General features: G+C 65.2%; 14 protein-coding genes. 1 reads left to right on the top strand and 13 read right to left on the bottom strand.

Going from position 1 to position 15944, the window contains the following annotated elements:
• Positions 1-4: 4 nt before the first annotated feature.
• The 11 genes from A5750_RS01110 to A5750_RS01160 all read right to left on the bottom strand — a co-directional run bounded on the left by A5750_RS01110 (position 5) and on the right by A5750_RS01160 (position 13133).
• Positions 5-1561 carry an MlaD family protein gene (locus A5750_RS01110; protein WP_066948784.1) on the bottom strand — a complete coding sequence of 519 codons (1557 nt, stop codon included), beginning with the start codon at positions 1559-1561 and terminating at the stop codon, positions 5-7.
• Positions 1555-2730, bottom strand: a complete 1176-nt coding sequence (locus A5750_RS01115; RefSeq protein WP_066948780.1) for a virulence factor Mce family protein — start codon at positions 2728-2730, stop codon at positions 1555-1557. Before A5750_RS01115 ends, A5750_RS01110 begins: the two co-directional genes overlap by 7 nt.
• Complete coding sequence (locus tag A5750_RS01120; protein ID WP_066948776.1) at positions 2727-4289, bottom strand: virulence factor Mce family protein; 1563 nt, start codon at positions 4287-4289, stop codon at positions 2727-2729. The genes A5750_RS01115 and A5750_RS01120 overlap by 4 nt, the downstream gene beginning before the upstream one ends.
• Entirely contained in the window at positions 4286-5845 is a 1560-nt protein-coding gene (locus tag A5750_RS01125) for a virulence factor Mce family protein (protein WP_067260732.1), read from the bottom strand. The genes A5750_RS01120 and A5750_RS01125 overlap by 4 nt, the downstream gene beginning before the upstream one ends.
• Positions 5842-6882, bottom strand: coding sequence for a virulence factor Mce family protein (locus A5750_RS01130; RefSeq protein WP_066948769.1), 1041 nt, complete (start codon positions 6880-6882; stop codon positions 5842-5844). Before A5750_RS01130 ends, A5750_RS01125 begins: the two co-directional genes overlap by 4 nt.
• Complete coding sequence (locus tag A5750_RS01135) at positions 6879-8186, bottom strand: MCE family protein (RefSeq protein WP_067260736.1); 1308 nt, start codon at positions 8184-8186, stop codon at positions 6879-6881. The genes A5750_RS01130 and A5750_RS01135 overlap by 4 nt, the downstream gene beginning before the upstream one ends.
• 6 nt (positions 8187-8192) lie before the next feature.
• Positions 8193-9062, bottom strand: coding sequence for an ABC transporter permease (locus A5750_RS01140; RefSeq protein ID WP_066948763.1), 870 nt, complete (start codon positions 9060-9062; stop codon positions 8193-8195).
• 1 nt (position 9063) lies between these two features.
• A complete protein-coding gene (locus A5750_RS01145) occupies positions 9064-9777 on the bottom strand; it encodes an MlaE family ABC transporter permease (RefSeq protein ID WP_369806105.1) in 714 nt (237 codons plus the stop codon).
• 649 nt (positions 9778-10426) lie between these two features.
• Positions 10427-11095 (bottom strand): TetR/AcrR family transcriptional regulator, encoded by a 669-nt coding sequence (locus A5750_RS01150; protein WP_066948758.1) that lies wholly within the window; start codon positions 11093-11095, stop codon positions 10427-10429.
• A 224-nt stretch (positions 11096-11319) separates the two neighbouring features.
• Complete coding sequence (locus A5750_RS01155) at positions 11320-11625, bottom strand: hypothetical protein (protein ID WP_066948754.1); 306 nt, start codon at positions 11623-11625, stop codon at positions 11320-11322.
• Positions 11626-11798: 173 nt separating this feature from the next.
• Positions 11799-13133 (bottom strand): acyltransferase, encoded by a 1335-nt coding sequence (locus tag A5750_RS01160; protein ID WP_066948750.1) that lies wholly within the window; start codon positions 13131-13133, stop codon positions 11799-11801.
• 83 nt (positions 13134-13216) lie between these two features.
• On the opposite strand from A5750_RS01160, the gene A5750_RS01165 reads away from it, so the two are divergent.
• Positions 13217-14188: an aldo/keto reductase gene (locus A5750_RS01165; RefSeq protein WP_067260740.1), complete on the top strand. Its 972-nt coding sequence runs from the start codon at positions 13217-13219 to the stop codon at positions 14186-14188.
• Positions 14189-14246: 58 nt separating this feature from the next.
• On the opposite strand, the gene A5750_RS01170 is transcribed toward A5750_RS01165, so the two are convergent.
• Both A5750_RS01170 and A5750_RS01175 read right to left on the bottom strand, forming a co-directional pair.
• The gene (locus tag A5750_RS01170) at positions 14247-15347 is read right to left on the bottom strand and encodes an NAD(P)-dependent oxidoreductase (protein ID WP_066948743.1); all 1101 of its coding nucleotides are present in this window, start codon (positions 15345-15347) and stop codon (positions 14247-14249) included.
• Positions 15348-15354: 7 nt separating this feature from the next.
• Positions 15355-15885 (bottom strand): nuclear transport factor 2 family protein, encoded by a 531-nt coding sequence (locus tag A5750_RS01175; RefSeq protein WP_067260745.1) that lies wholly within the window; start codon positions 15883-15885, stop codon positions 15355-15357.
• Positions 15886-15944: the final 59 nt, after the last annotated feature.

A 15944-nucleotide genomic window follows, 5' to 3' on the forward strand; every position in this document is an offset into this window, starting at 1 on the left:
CCCTTCATCGGCTGGCCGGCGGCGCCAGCATGTCCTTCCAGCCGTCGTCTCCCGTTTTGCTCGAGTTTTCGACCGCGTACTTCACACCGTCGGGCCCCACCAGTTCGCCGCTCTGGGGGAGGTATACGGCCGGGGGAGGACCGCCGGGGGTGTAGACGCAGGGATTCGGCTGCTGCCCATTGCATTCCACGGTTCCCGATCCCGGCCGCTGCAGTGGATCGCTGGTCGGGGGTGGCGTCCCTGCCACCCTGTCGGAGGGCGCCGGGTTCAGGCCGTTGTTGATCGACGGCGCGGGTATCACCAGCCCAGGTTTCACCGGCTGGTCACATCGCGCCGCCGGCGCCGGGCAGGTGACGAGCTGGTTGGGGTCGCCGTACCACGGGTTGGTTCCCAACGGAACATAGGGTTTAGGGTCGCGGCACTCTCGGGGCGTCGCAGCTCGTTTACCGGGGACATCGACACACGGAAGGTTGCGTGCGCCGCGCACCGCGTTGGCAGGGGTGTCCTGCGGGATCTTGCAATAGGTTCCGGAGGGCATCGGCGCCAGGCTGGTATCCGCGGGAGACCGCCACTGGGATGCCGGGAGAAACCCGGTCAGGCACGGCGGGGGCTGGTTGATCGTCAGCGAGGTCCCCAGCGATGCGTAGCCTGGGAAGGCACTCGTGACCGTCTGGCCCTCCGAAGCGCCCTGCGGATAGGCCACCAGCAGTTGCTCGACGCCTTTGTGGTAGCGCTTGAGCATGTCGAGCACGATTTCGAGATTCGCCAGTGTCTGCGGGAGCGACTCTCGGACATCGCTGAACACCTCGTTGACCTGATCGGCGGTCGGCGCCGCTTGGGTCAGGATGCTTTGCAGGTGCTGGTCGTTTTCCGCGCTCTGCGCGGCCAGGATGTTCAGGTTGTGCGACCAGCGTTCGATCGAGTCGCCGGAGTCGACCTGGCTGTCGATGATGGGCCCGGAGTTTTGGACGATGTCGTTGATGTCGGAGATGTTGGTCTTGAAGTCACCGGCGATCGCCTGCGTCGCGTCGACCAGTCGTTGCAGCGCGGGGCCCAATCCGCCTACCGCTTGGGCTGTTTCGTCGAGCAGCGAGGCGATCTTGTCCTTGGGCAGCGCGGCCAGCCCCCGGTTGGCGGCATCGATCGCCGGCCCGATGTCGGTGGGGATGGTGCCCTTGGTGATGGTCTGACCGGGCGAAAAGTATTGGCGCGGGTTGCCCACCGACACCAGGTCGAGATACTGCTCACCGACCGCCGACACCGAATGCACGTTCGCCGACGCGTCAACCGGGATCCTGTAGCGATCGCCGATGCTCATCGTCACCCGCGCGCCCGTAGCGGTCGGGTCGACAGCGGTGACCGTGCCGATGGTTTCACCGCGATACGTCACGTTCGACGTCTTGTACAGGCCGCCCGACGCGGGCAGGTCCGCCTTCAGCATGTACTGCCCGATCCCGGCCGCAGCGGGAATCTGCAAGTAATACCAGCCCAGCGCAACCGCGGTGATTGCAGTCAGGACGCCGAACATGACCAGCTGGCGCTTGATGAAGCGGGTCAGCATTGCCTATCCGCCCTTTCGACCAGCGGGCCGCCCGGGGCGTCGTTGGGGTTCGGCGTGTATCGGACGTCCGGGATCATCGTCTCGGGGTCGCGGCCCCACGATTGCTCGAGCGCACGCAGCGCTCCGGAGAACCCGGTCCCGGTGAGGACCGCGTTGTCGACAGCGCTCATCGTCAGGTCGAGCGTCAGCGACAGGTTGAAGTAGTCGCCGCGGAACGCCTTGGGCACGGCGTCGATGTCGAACGGCCGCACGAGTATCAGCTTGAGTGCGCGAATCAGGTAGGGAGACCCACGCCCGAGTTCCCGCAACGGGCACTGCAGCGACAACAGGTCCTGGTGGAGGTCGCCCCGCGCGGCCGACAGGTATTGGTCGGCAACTCCGCTGAGCCGCCCGGTAGCGTCGACCGCGTCGATCAGAAGTTTCTGTTTGTCGGCGAAATGTTTGAGCAGTGGCGGGAATTCGGTGAGGACCCGATCCAGGACGTCCGAGCGGGGACCGACGTACGCCAGCAGCCGGTTGGTGGAATCGATGGCTCGGGTGATGTCAGCGCGTTGCTCGTCGAGCCGGGCGGTGAAGGTGTCCAGCTTGCCGAGAAAGGCACGGATCTGCTCGGCGCGACCGTTGACGATGTTGTAGACCTCGTTCTGCAGCACTTCGAGGTTCGGGATGCCTCCGCCGCGCAGCACGATGGCGAGACTCGCGAGCGTCTGCTCGGTCGTGGGGTAAGTGGACGCATTCTTGAGCGGGATGGTGTCGCCGTCCCTCAGTAGCTCCGGGGACGGGTTGGGTGGTGCGGCGAGCTCCACATGCTGCGAACCCAGCAGGCTGGTCTGCCCGATCTTGGCGGTCGCGTTCCTGGGCAACTTGACGTTCTTGCCCAGACGTAGCGTCAGCGTCGCGACCCAGTTCTTCAGTTCGATCGCGCGCACCGTGCCGACAAAGACATCGGCCACCCGCACCCGGCTGTTGTCGTTGAGGGCCAGCGTGTCGGGCATCTGCACGTAGACGGTGTAGTTGCCGGGCCCAGAGCCCGGGCCGCCCGGCATCGGTACGTTCGCGATTCCATGCCACTTCGCGCACGACGTCAGCATCACGACAGCAGCCAGTAGTGCGAATCCCTGCCGCGCCCGGTATCGGGCTCGAATAGCCAAGGCGCGCAATGCGTTCATGATCCCGCTCCCGTCGCCGCGGCCACGGGCGCCGGCGTCGGCGCGACCGGACCCGGAATCACACCCGGTCCGGGCGGCGGTGCCGGGATCGGTACCTGCGGGGCCCGCAGGCCGATCGGTGGCACCACCGGGTACTCGTCGTAGGCGTTCGGCGGCCCGGGCGGGGTCTGCAGCCCCGGGGGCGGGGGTCCGGTGTCAGGGCCGCCCATCAATTCGGCCAGTGATTCGGGGGTCAACAGGCCGCCCGTGATCGGCCCCACCTGTGTGCCCTGCATGCCCGGCGCGACAACCCAGCCGGGCTGGGTGTTGCGGTGCGAGAACGGGGTGTCGGGCACCCAGATTCCGGGCACCGTGGTGTCCTTGTATCCGTTCGGCGGGTGCAGCCTCGGCTCGGAGTAGGCGACCTCCTTGGGTAGCGCCTCGGCGGTGCTGAACAGGTTCAGCCCGAACGGCAGGTAGTTGAACTTGATCGCATCGAGGACTGGCGCCAGGTATTGCGCACACAGCTCGGCGGACTCTTGATAGCCCAGCCGGCTACCGGCCTGAATCATGCTGCAGAAGAACTGCATTGGGTTGGCGAAGTTAGGGATCGCTGGGATCGACATGACGGCCCCGTGCGACGGGTGGTAGATCTGGCTGAGGTTCGTCTCCAACGTCGGCAGGACGTGCAGGGCGGTCTCCAAACCGTTGAGTGGGTCGGGCTGGACCAACGTGGTGGTCAGGGTGGCGAGGTTGTCGAGGTCATGGACGAGCACCTCGCGGTTCTTGGTCAAGAACGGGCGCAGGGTGGAGAGCAGGCTGTCGAACTGCTGCAGCGCATTGGCGAGATCGTGGTCGGATCCGGTCAACTCGCCGGTGAACTGGGCCAGGTTCTTGTTCAGCGCGACGAACTGCTGGTCGTCTTTGTGCAGTGCGTTGACGAACTGGGCCAGGCTCTTCACCACCGCGAAGAAGTCGCCACGGCCCTCGTTCAGCGCGGTCAACGCCCGCGACAGGCTGTTCAGCGTGGTGTTGATCTGCTTGCCCTTGCCGGCCAGCCCGTCCGCGAATGACTCGATGGCATCACCGAACGGACCTTTGGGTTGCTCGGGTGTCGGGCCAAGTTTGGCGATGACGTTGGCGACGCCTTCGCGCAGTTGGTCCCACTCCGTGGGGACCTGCGTGCGCTCGATGGGGATCACGGCGTTATCGCCCATGACGGGACCACCTTTGTAGGGCGGCTCCAATTGAATGCTTCGTGACGCCACCAGCGTCGGGTTCACGATGACGGCGGACGCGTTGGCGGGCACCTTGTATTTGTTGTCGTAGTGAAACGTCACCTTCATCTTGTCGCCGGCCGGTTCGATCTTGTCGACGGAACCGACACGAACGCCCATGATTTGGACTTTGTCGCCGGAATAAAGCGCGTTCGCCGTTGGGAAATAAGCGATTACGGTGTTGGAAGTCAACTTCTGGTAGAGCCGCCAGCCGAGGGACCCGGCGACCAGGACCAGCAGTACCACCAGCACGCCGATTACCGTCCGGGGCCGCGGTTTGCGGAAGTTAAAGACGTTGCTCAATTCTGGCTACCTCCCGTGATGCCGCTGCCTCCCGTGCCGCCCGGGTTGATGAACGGGGCGGGCAGCTGCGGCCCGGGTCCCGACGGCGCGGGCGGCCCCGGCGGCAGCCCGGGTGCGAGCGTCGACGGTGGGGGGGTGGGGCCGGCGGGCTGCAGGTTCTCGGTGCGCGCGCCCGGCGGCGCCTGGACGGGCAGCGGTACCGGTGTGCCCGGGACATCTGGCGGCGCCTCGCCGGGGCGCGCGGCGATCGGGATTCCCGGTGACGGTGGCAGTCCGTTCGGGTTCGGCGGCGACGCGGCTACATCGATCGGTGCCGGGAAACTGCCACCGAACGGTCCGACGTCTACACCCGTGCACGGCAACGGGTTCCACGGCCTCGGCAGCGCGTCGGGCGGTGGGGTGTATGAACACGCCGTTCCGGGCGGGACGGCCGGTCCCGGGTGCTCTGGTGTGCCCTCCAGCACCGGAGGTGCGGGCGGCGGTGCGCCGTTGGGGAACCGGGTGCCGTTGGGGTCGGGCCAGCGGAACTCCGGAAGCCCGGCGCTGCGCCAGAAGTTCTCCGGGTCGATGCCGCGCTTCTTGAAGGCGGCGTCGACGAACGGCTGCAAGATCCAATACGGCAGCAGGTTGGACAGGACGATCTTGAAGTACGGTCCCGACGCCACCGATTCCCCTAGCGATGCGGCGAATTGGCTTACATACGTGAGGGTTTGAGCCAGGTCGTCTTTGCGTTCCACCAGCACATCGCTGATGGCACGCAACTGCTCCAGCACGGGATTGAGGTTGGGGTTGTCGTTGATGAACCCCTGCACCTCGGCCGAGAAGGCGGAAATGCTCTGCAGCAAGAGGCCGATGGCGCGGGCGCGTTCGTTGAACGCCGCCAGCAGCGTCTTCGCGTTGACCAGCAACCGGTTGATTTGTTCGCTGCGGTCACCGAGCACACTGGCCACTTGGTGGGCCTGAGCGAGTAAGTGCTTGACCTCTTCGTCGCGCTTACCGATGGTGTCGGAGAATTTGGTCAACCCGTCGAGCGTGGCACTCAAATGCGGGTAGGTCTGATTGATGGTCTGCGACAGGACATTCAGTGACTGCTTGACGGTGTCGATGTTCCAGCCGGTGGCGGCCTTGGTGATGTCGAAGTTCGCTTCGTAGAGCTGATAGGGCGTGGTGCTTTGGCCCAGTGGCAACACGGCCCCGGGCCGCAACTTCTGGGTTCCCCGTGGCTCGATCTCGAGCACCTTCTTACCCAGGATGGTGTCGGTCTTGATCGCGAGCCGGCTCTCGTTGCCGATGGTGTTGGGACCGATGTTGAACTTGATCACGACGTGGTCGCCGTCGATAGCGAACGCCTCCACCTTGCCGACATTCACGCCGGAGATGCGCACCTTATCGCCCTTGTTGAGCTGACCGGTGTCGGTGAACTGCCCGTAGTAACTCGGGCTGGCGAAGATCATCGGGATACTGGTCAAGCTTTGGCCGACGGCGACCACGAGCACGAGCACGGTGATGCCCATCAGCCCGACCCGGTTGCGGTTGAATTCCGTCAGCGTTCTCATTGCGGCGTGCACCTACCGGTGGGCTGCTGCCAGATCCGAACCGTGCGTACTGGACCGCCGGCCTGCAGTCCGTTCCACTTGATCGTGAGGTCGCAGACGTAGAAGTTCACCCAGTCTCCGTAGAGCCCGATGCTGCGTCCGATCAGGTTGAGCGCGGTCGGTGTCTTGTGGATCAGATCGCCGAGCTGATCGCGTTGGTCGACGAGCGGCTGCTGTAGAGCCTGCAGATAGTTGATCGCCTTGTGCAGCAGAGCGCGGTTGTCCGCGAGTAGGTCGGCCACCGTTCCGGCGGCGTTGCTGATGTTCGCGGTGCCGGCGGCCAGCGGGTCGGCGTGGTGTTGCAGCCCGGTGATCAATCTCTCGAAGTTGTCGACGGTCTGGTCGAATTCCTTGCGATGCCGAACGGTGGTGTCCAGCACGGTATTCAAGTTCTTGATCACCTCACCGATCGCGTGGTCGCGTTCGGCGATATGCGCGGTCGCCTGCGCGGTCTGGTCGAGGATGTCGTTGATGGTGCCGCCCTGGCCCTGAAACACGGTGATGATGGCCGACGCGATGGTGTTGACCTTGTCGGGATCGAGCGCCCGGAACAATGGCTTGAAACCACCGATCAGGGCGTCGAGATCCAGCGCCGGCGAGGTTCGTGACAGCGGGATGAATCCGCCCGGCGGCAGGACCCGGTCAACGCCCTCGCCCTCGCCGCGCTTGAGCTCTAAGTAGCGGTCGGCGAACAGATTGAGATAACGGATCTGCGCGGTCGTCGACTGGTAGAGCGGTATCGAGCGGTCCACATCGAAGTCCACCATTACCCGCTGGCCGCCCTCGATCAGCCGCACCGCCTTGACCTTGCCGATCTCCACTCCAGCGGCGCGGACGAACTGGCCGTTTTTCAGCCCGGTGGCGTTCCCGAATTCCGCGTGATAGTGGTTGGTGCTGTTGAAGCGCACCTGAGCGAACACCACGACGATCGACACGGTGATCAGCAGCAGCACCAGCGAGACGATGCCGAGCTTGATAGCGGAGCCGGTGATTTTCATGGGTTGATCGTGTTGTCCCCGACTTGACGGCCCCACACGTACTCGATTGCATACGGTGAGCCGGTGTCTAAGTGGTTGTAGGGCGCGAGGCTGGCGCCGGTGTCCACCACCAGACTTGGCGCCGGCCACAGGTCATGGGTGACGGCCTGCCAGCAACCCGGCGCACCCCCGGGGCCGCCGCGTGCGTTCACCCGCGGCAGATTGTCCGGATACACAAAGGGATTCGGCGCCCCGCCGACCAGCCCGGCCAGACCGAGGAGCCCCATGGTGGCCGCCGTGCCGGCCAATCCCGGGAGCGTGAGAATGCCTCCCAAGCCTGACGTCAGCTCGGTCATGGTTCTCAGCGCGTAGCCGTTGCCGCCGCCGGTCGTCGCATAGGCCGCCGGTTCTTCGTCGTAGTAATTGCGGATCGTGCAGAAGATCTCGGGGCTGTAGGTGTCGAGCAGCTGGGCGGTGGGCACCAGATCGGCGGCTCCGCGCTGAAAGTAGGGCCCGCCGCGGGCGAAGATGTCTTCGCCGGTGTTGCCCAACCCGGCCGCGGCCAACAACGCGGCATCCAGATCGGCTTCGTGCCGGTGCAGCGTGCGTGCCGTGATCACCGCGTTGTTGAGTGAGTCGAACAGGTCGGGTGCGGCCTTGGCGTAGACGTCGCCCAGGGCCGCCAGCCCTTGTATGTCATGCCGGATCTGCGGCATCTGCGGATTGATGTCGTCGAGGATGGCGTTGGCGTTGACGATCGATTGCCCGAACTTGTCGCCCAAGCCCGTCAACGCCTGCGCGGCTGCGGCCAGCGTCAGGTTGACCTTGACCGGATCCAGCTTCTCCGTGATGGAGGTGAGGGTCTCGAAGAGGGTATTGAACTCCGTTGTCACCGACCTCGCATCAATCACGTGCTGCGGTGTGATGCGTTGCGGTGTAGGGGTTTTCGGCGATGTCAACGACACGTACTTGTTGCCGAACACCGTGGTCGCCTTGATATTGGCGTCCACGTTGGCCGGGATCAGCTCGATGTACTTCGGATTCACGTTCAAGTCGAACTTGGCCGCCTGTGTGCCGTCACGCTCGATCTCCGAAATGCTGGCCACCCGGCCGATTTCCACGCCGTTGTAGGTGACCTTCGACCCCGGATCCATGACCAAACCGGCCCGTGGAGCCAACATCGTCAAGCGTGTAGTCGGCGTGAGCCGGCCCCGAAACTGCAACCAGACGACACCCAGTACCACCGCGAAGACCATCAGGAACACCAACGCGGCCGTCCTGTACGGCGGAATGCGTTGCGGGTTCTCCTTCACCGGGGCTGTCATTGGCGGCTACACGGTGAGGTTGAAGTTCGGGGTTTTGCCGTAGACCGCCATCGCGGTGAGCACGACGACCACAACGATCGTGATCAACGACAGCCGCATCGACCGACCGACCGCTTCACCGACGCCGACCGGCCCGCCAGTGGCGGTGTAGCCGTAGTAGCAGTGGGTCGTCATCACGACCACCGCAACCAGGATCACCTCCGCAAACGACCAGCCAACGTCGTTGAGGCGCAGGAATGTGTGGAAGTAGTGGTTGTACGTGCCGATCGACTGCCCGTAGAGCAGAACCGTGGTGACCTGCTGGGACAGGAAAGCCATGGTCATCGCCAACCCGTAGAGCGGGATGATGACGATCAGGCCGGCCACCACCCGGGTGGAGGCCAGGTAGGCGACCGACCGGATGCTCATCACTTCGAGCGCGTCGATCTCCTCACTGATGCGCATAGCGCCCAGTTCGGCGGTGGCGCCGGCGCCGACGGTGGCGGCCAGTGCCTGACCGGCGGCTACCGGTGCGACAAACCGCACATTGACCAGCGCGGCCAAGAATCCGGTGAACGCCTCGACACCGATGTTGCCCAGCGTCGCGTAGCCCTGGATGGCGACCAGCGAGCCCGCGGACAGGGTGATGAAGCCGACGATGGCCGCGGTGCCACCGACCACGGCCATCGCGCCGGTGCCCATCCCCATCTGGGCAACCATTCGCAGCAACTCTCTGCGGTAGCGGTGCATCGCGAAGGGGATCTGCCCGACGGCGGTCAGTGCGAACCAGACCATCTGCCCGATCTCGACCAGTGGCCGAGACGGGACGTCCCCGTACCGAATGACCAACGCCGATGTGCGCGGGAAGCGGACGCGTAGAGCTGCAATTGTGGACATCTCAGCGGCCTGTCCCGAACCGGACGCCGATGGTGGTCAGCGCTGCGTTGACCGCGAAAAGCGCGATGAAGCACAGCACCACCGTCTCGTTGACGGCAGTCCCCAAACCTTTGGACCCACCGCGCACGATCAGCCCCCGATAACAGCCGACCAGGCCGGCGATCAGCCCGAACGTCGCCGCCTTGACAAACGCGATCACCACCTCGGGCAGACCGGTAAGCGCCGTCAACGTGGAGAGGTAGGCACCGCTCGAGACGTTCTGCAGGTAGACGCTGAAGAGATAGCCGCCCCCCAGACCAACGGCGACCACGAGGCCGTTGAGCAGCACCGCGACGATTGTGGAAGCGACGACCCGGGGGACCACCAGCCGGTGGATCGGGTCGATGCCGAGCACCTCGAGCGCATCGATCTCCTCGCGGATGGTGCGCGCGCCGAGGTCGGCGCAGATGGCGGTGCCGCCCGCGCCGGCGACGACCAGCACCGTCACGATCGGGCCGAGCTGGGTGACCGCGCCGATCGCGGCACCGGCACCGGAGACGTCGGCGGCGCCGATCTCGGCCAGCAGGAGGTTGAGTGTGAAGATGAGGAGCACGGTTTCCGGGATGGACACCGCGATGGTGGGCAGCAGGGATACCCGCATGAGAAACCAGCCATTCCAGATGAACTCGCGCCACTCGAACGGCTGCCGCAGGGCTTTTCCGGTCAACACGCACATGCGGAAGAACCCGCCCGCCACTTCGGTGCCCGGGCGAATCCTGCTGCCTACTTTGCTGGCAACCGAGTGCGAGGTGGTCATCCGCGCCGCCCCTGACGTGGCCATGCGACGAGCCGCGACACCTCCGATGCTTCTTCGACTGGCCGGCGCCCAGTCGTTAGCCGAGGACCGCGGCGCTGTCCGTGATCGCGATCAGCACGCCGGTTCGTAGAGCGGCTGTTCAGCGAAAGGCCTTTGAGTGCGCGGCGTTTCGAATGAAACGGGATAGACGAGGAATCGGCACTCTCACACCCCACCCTTCGGCTCCATGCCGCCCTAGTTTGCGCCACGCATCACTATGGCATTAGACCGTACGGTCAGTCAATAACCTGAGGCGCCTGGGTGAGCTGCACGGGGAGGGCAATTGTCACGGGATCGCAGACCACTCAAATTATCTTGGTCATTACCAGGGGTTTTGACCGTTTTCGCCTGGCCGCCGCGCGTTCCTGCCGCCGCGGGCAAGAAAAGCCCCGGGCGTAGGAAACCGACCGCTCGTACAGTGATGGCGTTTGTGCGTCTCGGCATCGCCGGCGCCCAGATGGCCGGGCGCATCAAAATGGCAAGTGCTGCACCAATGTCCGCCCGGCGCAGGGCTATCCGGCGCTACGCGTCAGGCTGCCGGACCCGTGACGGCGGCTAGGCATTCGCGCACCACCGAGACGATGTCCGCGGACGGGTTCGCCCACTTGCTGAGTCCCAGGCGGTCGAGTAATAGTCCGCCGAGGAACACATCGACGAATGCCGCCCCGACTTGTTCGGGTGTCCGGGAAGCGGCGGGATCGAACCACACCCACATCCACTGCAGCGATCCCCACAGCTGCAGTGCCGCGAGTTCGACGTCGACACTTCGGAACACGCCGCTGTCTATGCCGCTGCGGATTTCGTCAATCGCAAGGGATTGCAGCTGATGGCGCAACTTGCGGACCTGCTGCATCGCCGGGTCATCGGACAGCTGAACCACCTCACGCTGGCTTGCCACCGTCGCGTCGCGGGCGACGACTTGGAGCAGTGCGGAGGTGTAAATGATTGCGGCGACGCGTTCGTGCGGTGCGGCAAGTCGGGCCCAGGCCATCTGTAGCGCATCGAGTTGGCGGGCGAGGTGGGTTTCTTCGAGCTCCCGCAACATCTGCGCTTTGGTTCCGAAGTGATGAACGATGGTGCCCTTCGACATGCCAAGCTCGTCGGCGATGTCGCCCATATTCGTTCTGTCGTAGCCGCGTTCGGCGACATAGCGGACAAACGCGTCGAAGATCTCGCCACGCCTACCAGGTCGAGGCATCGTCCATCCTTCGGCTCAAACTAACCGTACGAACGGTCTATCATAAGCGCCGCGATGTCAAGATCCCCTGAGGCTCCGCCACCGGCCCCGGACATTCTTGGGCAGAGCCCGAACCCGCCATGACGAATGGCGCCCCGGGCGGTCAGCTCGATGAATCCTTCAACACGCTATGAAGGACGGCGTGTCATAGCTTTGCTACGAGCAGGCCGTTCCCTCGCCGGCGTCTACAGCGCCCTGGGACCACCAAATCTCTCCGGCGCGGTTACGACATACGTGTTGGCCTTGGCTGTCGGTTTGATCTCACCCGCGGTGTACACAGTCATCAGCTCTCTGCCGTCGCTGTCGACGACACATACGTAGGTGTCCGTCTCAGCGTCGTAGTCGAAGCTGTCCCAGGCCAATAGGAATGCCAAGCAATTGCCGTCGCGGTCCGCGACGACCAGCTTGTGCACTCCGGAATCCCTCAATAGCTCGGCATCCTGTGCGCGCTGCTGAGGGACCTGGCTGGTGTGGAGCGTGGCGTGTGACATTTGTGTACTCCCTTAGCGAGGGTGTCTCCTACTAGCCTAGGCTCAACTGCTCACGTAATCCGAGCCTTGCGGGAAACGTTTCTCCCCGAATAACCACCCCGACCAGGGCACTACGGCCCCTGTCCAGAGGTCGTAAGTCGATTACCCGAAGAGATCGTGCTGCCGGCCCACCGCTAAGCGCTCGGGCGTCCCTGCGAGCTCCGGCCGGAAACGCGGGACGGGGTTCTGGGGCGCACCGCCACCAGCACCACCCCGGCGGCGAAGATGGCAGCGGTCGGCCACGAGAAATGCCCGTCCGGTGCGAAGCCGCCCTGCGCCAACAGGTGCAATCCAACGGCGGCCAGGAGGGCGCCGGTCAGCATGATCGCCTCGGCCCAACGATCGCCGAGCGGGAGACCGAAAGTGGGCAGCGGAACCGCGAAGAACCGCCGCTGCCACCAAAGCAACAGCAGCTCGATCGCTGTCACGACGCTCAGGATCGTGATCCACTCCAGCCGGACCAGCCACCACGCCACCGAACCCTCATGCGGTTGCGGGATCAAGCCGGCCGGATAAGCGACGATCGCGACGACGACGACCGGAATCATGTGCCACAGGTAGAGGGCCATCACGTTCGCATTGGCGGTGGACAGCACGCGCCGAACCGGGCGGTGATGCAGGACCCGGTCGATAATTGCCGCGAGCGCCATGGCCAGCCCCGCTTGCGTGCAGGCGAACGCCATCATCGCCACCGTCGGGGGTGACGTGTTCTCGATTGCCTCGCCCGGAACGCCGATCATGCTGACCGGATACGGTCCCACCCGGATCAGCAGCGCCAGAACGACGGCCGAACCGACGGCTAGCAGTACCGGTCTGCGGCCGGCCAACAGCCCACCGTGCCAAGCGATCCCAAGCTGGTAGAGCAGGCCCCAGCACAGCAGGTAGTTCAGCGAGCCGACATAGGGGACGTGGCCCGCCAGTGAGACGGCATCGACCAGCACGACGCCCGCGGCCAGCGCCGCCGGTGCCTTGAGCCCCCAACGCCTATGTGCGGCAACGGCAATCGGTGTCAGTGACACCACCAGGACGTAAACGGCGAGAAACCACAAGTGCATGGCGACGGCCCAACCCGCGTATTCCATCACCGTGCCCGCCACACGCCGAACCTGCAGAGCCACCACGACCAGCGAAACCAGCGCGACATACACGGTCGTGGGTCCCAACACCCGCGCCAGTCGATGCCGAATCCAGTCCTGGCGCGAGAAGCTGTCGGCCTCGCGGCGGTGCGACCATGACACCGCGCCTGCGTAACCGGCGACGAAGAAGAACACCGGGACCGCCTGGAAGATCCAAGTCAGCCACTGCGTCCACGGCATGTCGAGCAGCGGGTTCTCGCGACCGAATTGCCCGTCGTGGTAGGTCACCGAACCGGCAAGCCAGTGGCCCAGCACGATGAGAACCACACCCGACGCGCGGTAGAAGTCCACCGCCAGATTGCGGGCCGGTTTCGCGGTTTCTACGTCGTCCATCGGATCGCGGCAAGATCGATGCGGTGCACTCGCGCAACGGTACCCGCCCCGTGGCGTGAAGTCGCTGCGCGCACAATGACTCCATGAAGCAAGCTCGGCTCGCCAACCTGGAGGTCGGCCGCCTGGGCCTGGGCGCGATGGGCATGTCCGTGGCCTACGCGGGCGCCGGCAGCGACGACGCCGAGTCGATCCGCACCGTTCATCGCGCCATCGACCTGGGCGTCACGCTGATCGACACCGCCGAGGTGTACGGCCCCTACGTCAACGAAGAACTGCTCGCGCGTGCCCTGCAGGGCCGGCGTGATCAGGTGGTGCTGGCCACCAAGTTCGGCCTCATTTCCCACACGGAACGCAGCGGCCCGGACAGTAGCCCGGCCAACATCCGCATCGCGGTGGACGGTTCGCTGCGAAGGCTGGGCACCGATCACATCGACCTCTACTATCAGCACCGCCTCGACCGCGAGACCCCGATCGAAGACACGGTCGGTGCCCTGGCGGAGCTTGTCGCTGCGGGGAAGGTCCGGCACGTGGGCCTCTCGGAGGTGGGTGTGAACACGATCCGGCGCGCCCACGCCGTGCATCCCATCACCGCCGTGCAATCCGAATATTCGCTTTGGACGCGCGACCAAGAAGAGGCGATATTGCCGCTGCTGCGCGAACTGGGGATCGGGTTCGTCGCCTACTCACCGTTGGGCCGCGGCTTCCTCACCGGTGCCATTCGCTCCACCGAGGGGTTGCCCGACAGCGACTACCGCAAGACCAACCCGCGCTTCTTCGACGAGAACTTCCAGCACAACTTGAGAAGCGCGGATGAACTGCGGAGCATCAGCGCCGACGTCGGTGCCACTCCCGCTCAGGTCGCGCTGGCCTGGTTGTTGGCGAAAGGCTCCGACATCGTGCCGATTCCGGGAACGAAGCGCGTCACGCGACTCGAGGAAAACGTCGGTGCCGACGCCGTCGAACTGACGCCCGACCAGCTGTCCCGGCTCGACCGACTCACCCCACCCCGGGGTGGTCATCACGCCGAAGCGCAGATGGGATGGATCGACCGCTGATGGGCGCCGAGGTGGAAGTCATGCTGCGGCGCAAGGGCTTTCGATCGTAACGGAATAGCTAGTCCGCGCTGGCCAGAGCCGCAGCGCCGTAATGCTTTTCGATCAGCGCCCACGGGTCGGCGTAGGGGCCGCGTCCCTCGAGCCGGCGCTGCACCATCAGGACTGTACGCAAGACCGGGCGCAAGATCGGGCTCAGCAGTCGCACCATGGTTCGGGTGCGGCCCTGCGTCCCGGCGATCCACCCCAGGGTCTCGGACCAGTCGTGTTCCTGAAAGTCGAGCAGCGCCTGCGCTTCGGTGGTGTCGTACCAGCCGGTGAAGCTCCAGCCGCGGTCGTCGGCGGGATCGCCGGGCAGGCTGGCCGACGGGCCGAGGCCACCCAGCCCGACGGCTTCCATCAGGCCGTCCTCGAGCTCGCGTTGCGTGAGCACGTACGACTCGTTGCCGCCGATCAGTATCACCTTGCCCGCGATGGTGGCTTCCCGATCGACACCGTTGGCGAAAGCAAGCGCGACGTCGCGGGCGTCCACTGCGTGCATGCGGTTGTCGCCCGGCATCGACCGCATCAGGAGCAGGGAGTCGCCGTTGACCGTCGTGTGCGTGTCCGGCGAGATGACCCCGCCCAACCGGAAGAGCGCGTACGGCAGGCCGCTGGCGCGGATTGCCGCCTCGGCGAGCACTTTGTCCTGACCGTATTGATCGATCGGGTTCACCGGGGTGTCCGGGGTGATCCGCTCCGGCTGGCGGTAGGGGTTGCGCGATCCATACACCGCGGCGCTGGACGCCATCAGGAACAGGGGCGGGCGGGGGAGTGCGGAGCACGCCGCCAACAGGTTCTCGGTACCGCCCACGTTCACCTTGCGGGCCAGCGCCGGTCTGCGATAGGAGAGCGGGGACACGATCGCGGCGAGGTGAACGACGGCTTCGGGCCGATGGCTCGCGACGAGATCACGCACCGCCTCGGCGTCCAGAAGGTCGGTATAGGCCGGAATCAGCGTCCCGGGGTGGCGGCCGACGACCAGTTCTTTTTCGACGGCGACGGTGTTGTCGTTGCGCAGGTCCATCGCGACGACGGTGCGTCCCCGGTCGAGCAGGATCTGCGTGCAACGCTTGCCGACCTGTCCGAAGGCTCCGGTGACCAGAACGGTGGAGGCAGTCATGGCCTTATCACTGTCCGATCAGTCGGTTGGCGACCCGGCCGACCGCCCGGCGGATTCGGTCGGAGACATAAAGAGAAAACACGGGAGTGACGATATCCTCTCGCAGCCGAGTTAGCTTGGAGCTCTTGATGAACCATTGTCCGCCGATCTTTTCGTAGGTCTCGTGGTAATGCCCGTAGCCCACCAATGTGACCCCGGGTCCGAACCGGACGACGTCTTGCAGGGCCCACACCCCGCGCGCGGTCGTCGCCGAGGTGAGCGCGATTTCGGGAGCATGCACCTGGTGCGCGGTAGCCTGGGTCGGCCGCCCAAGCGCCTTGCGCGTGAACGCCACGAAATCGTCCGCGCCCTCGATCACCTTGCCGCCGGCCTCCGCCGTGTCACTGACGAAGTCATCGGTGAAGACGGTGCGCCAAGCCGCCCAGTCCTTGCTGTCGAGGTTCCGGCAATAGCGGGCCTTGAGCTGCTTGATGGATTCGACGGCCAGCAGCATGGCGGTGTCGGCGTCGGCCACCACGCCCTCCGCGCGCTCTGTCATTGCGGCTTGATCCTGTCCCTCAGCGTCCCGGCGTGACGTTTCACTGGCGAAGTGTAAAC

The organism is Mycobacterium sp. 852002-51613_SCH5001154, assembly GCF_001667425.1.
GTDB lineage: Bacteria > Actinomycetota > Actinomycetes > Mycobacteriales > Mycobacteriaceae > Mycobacterium.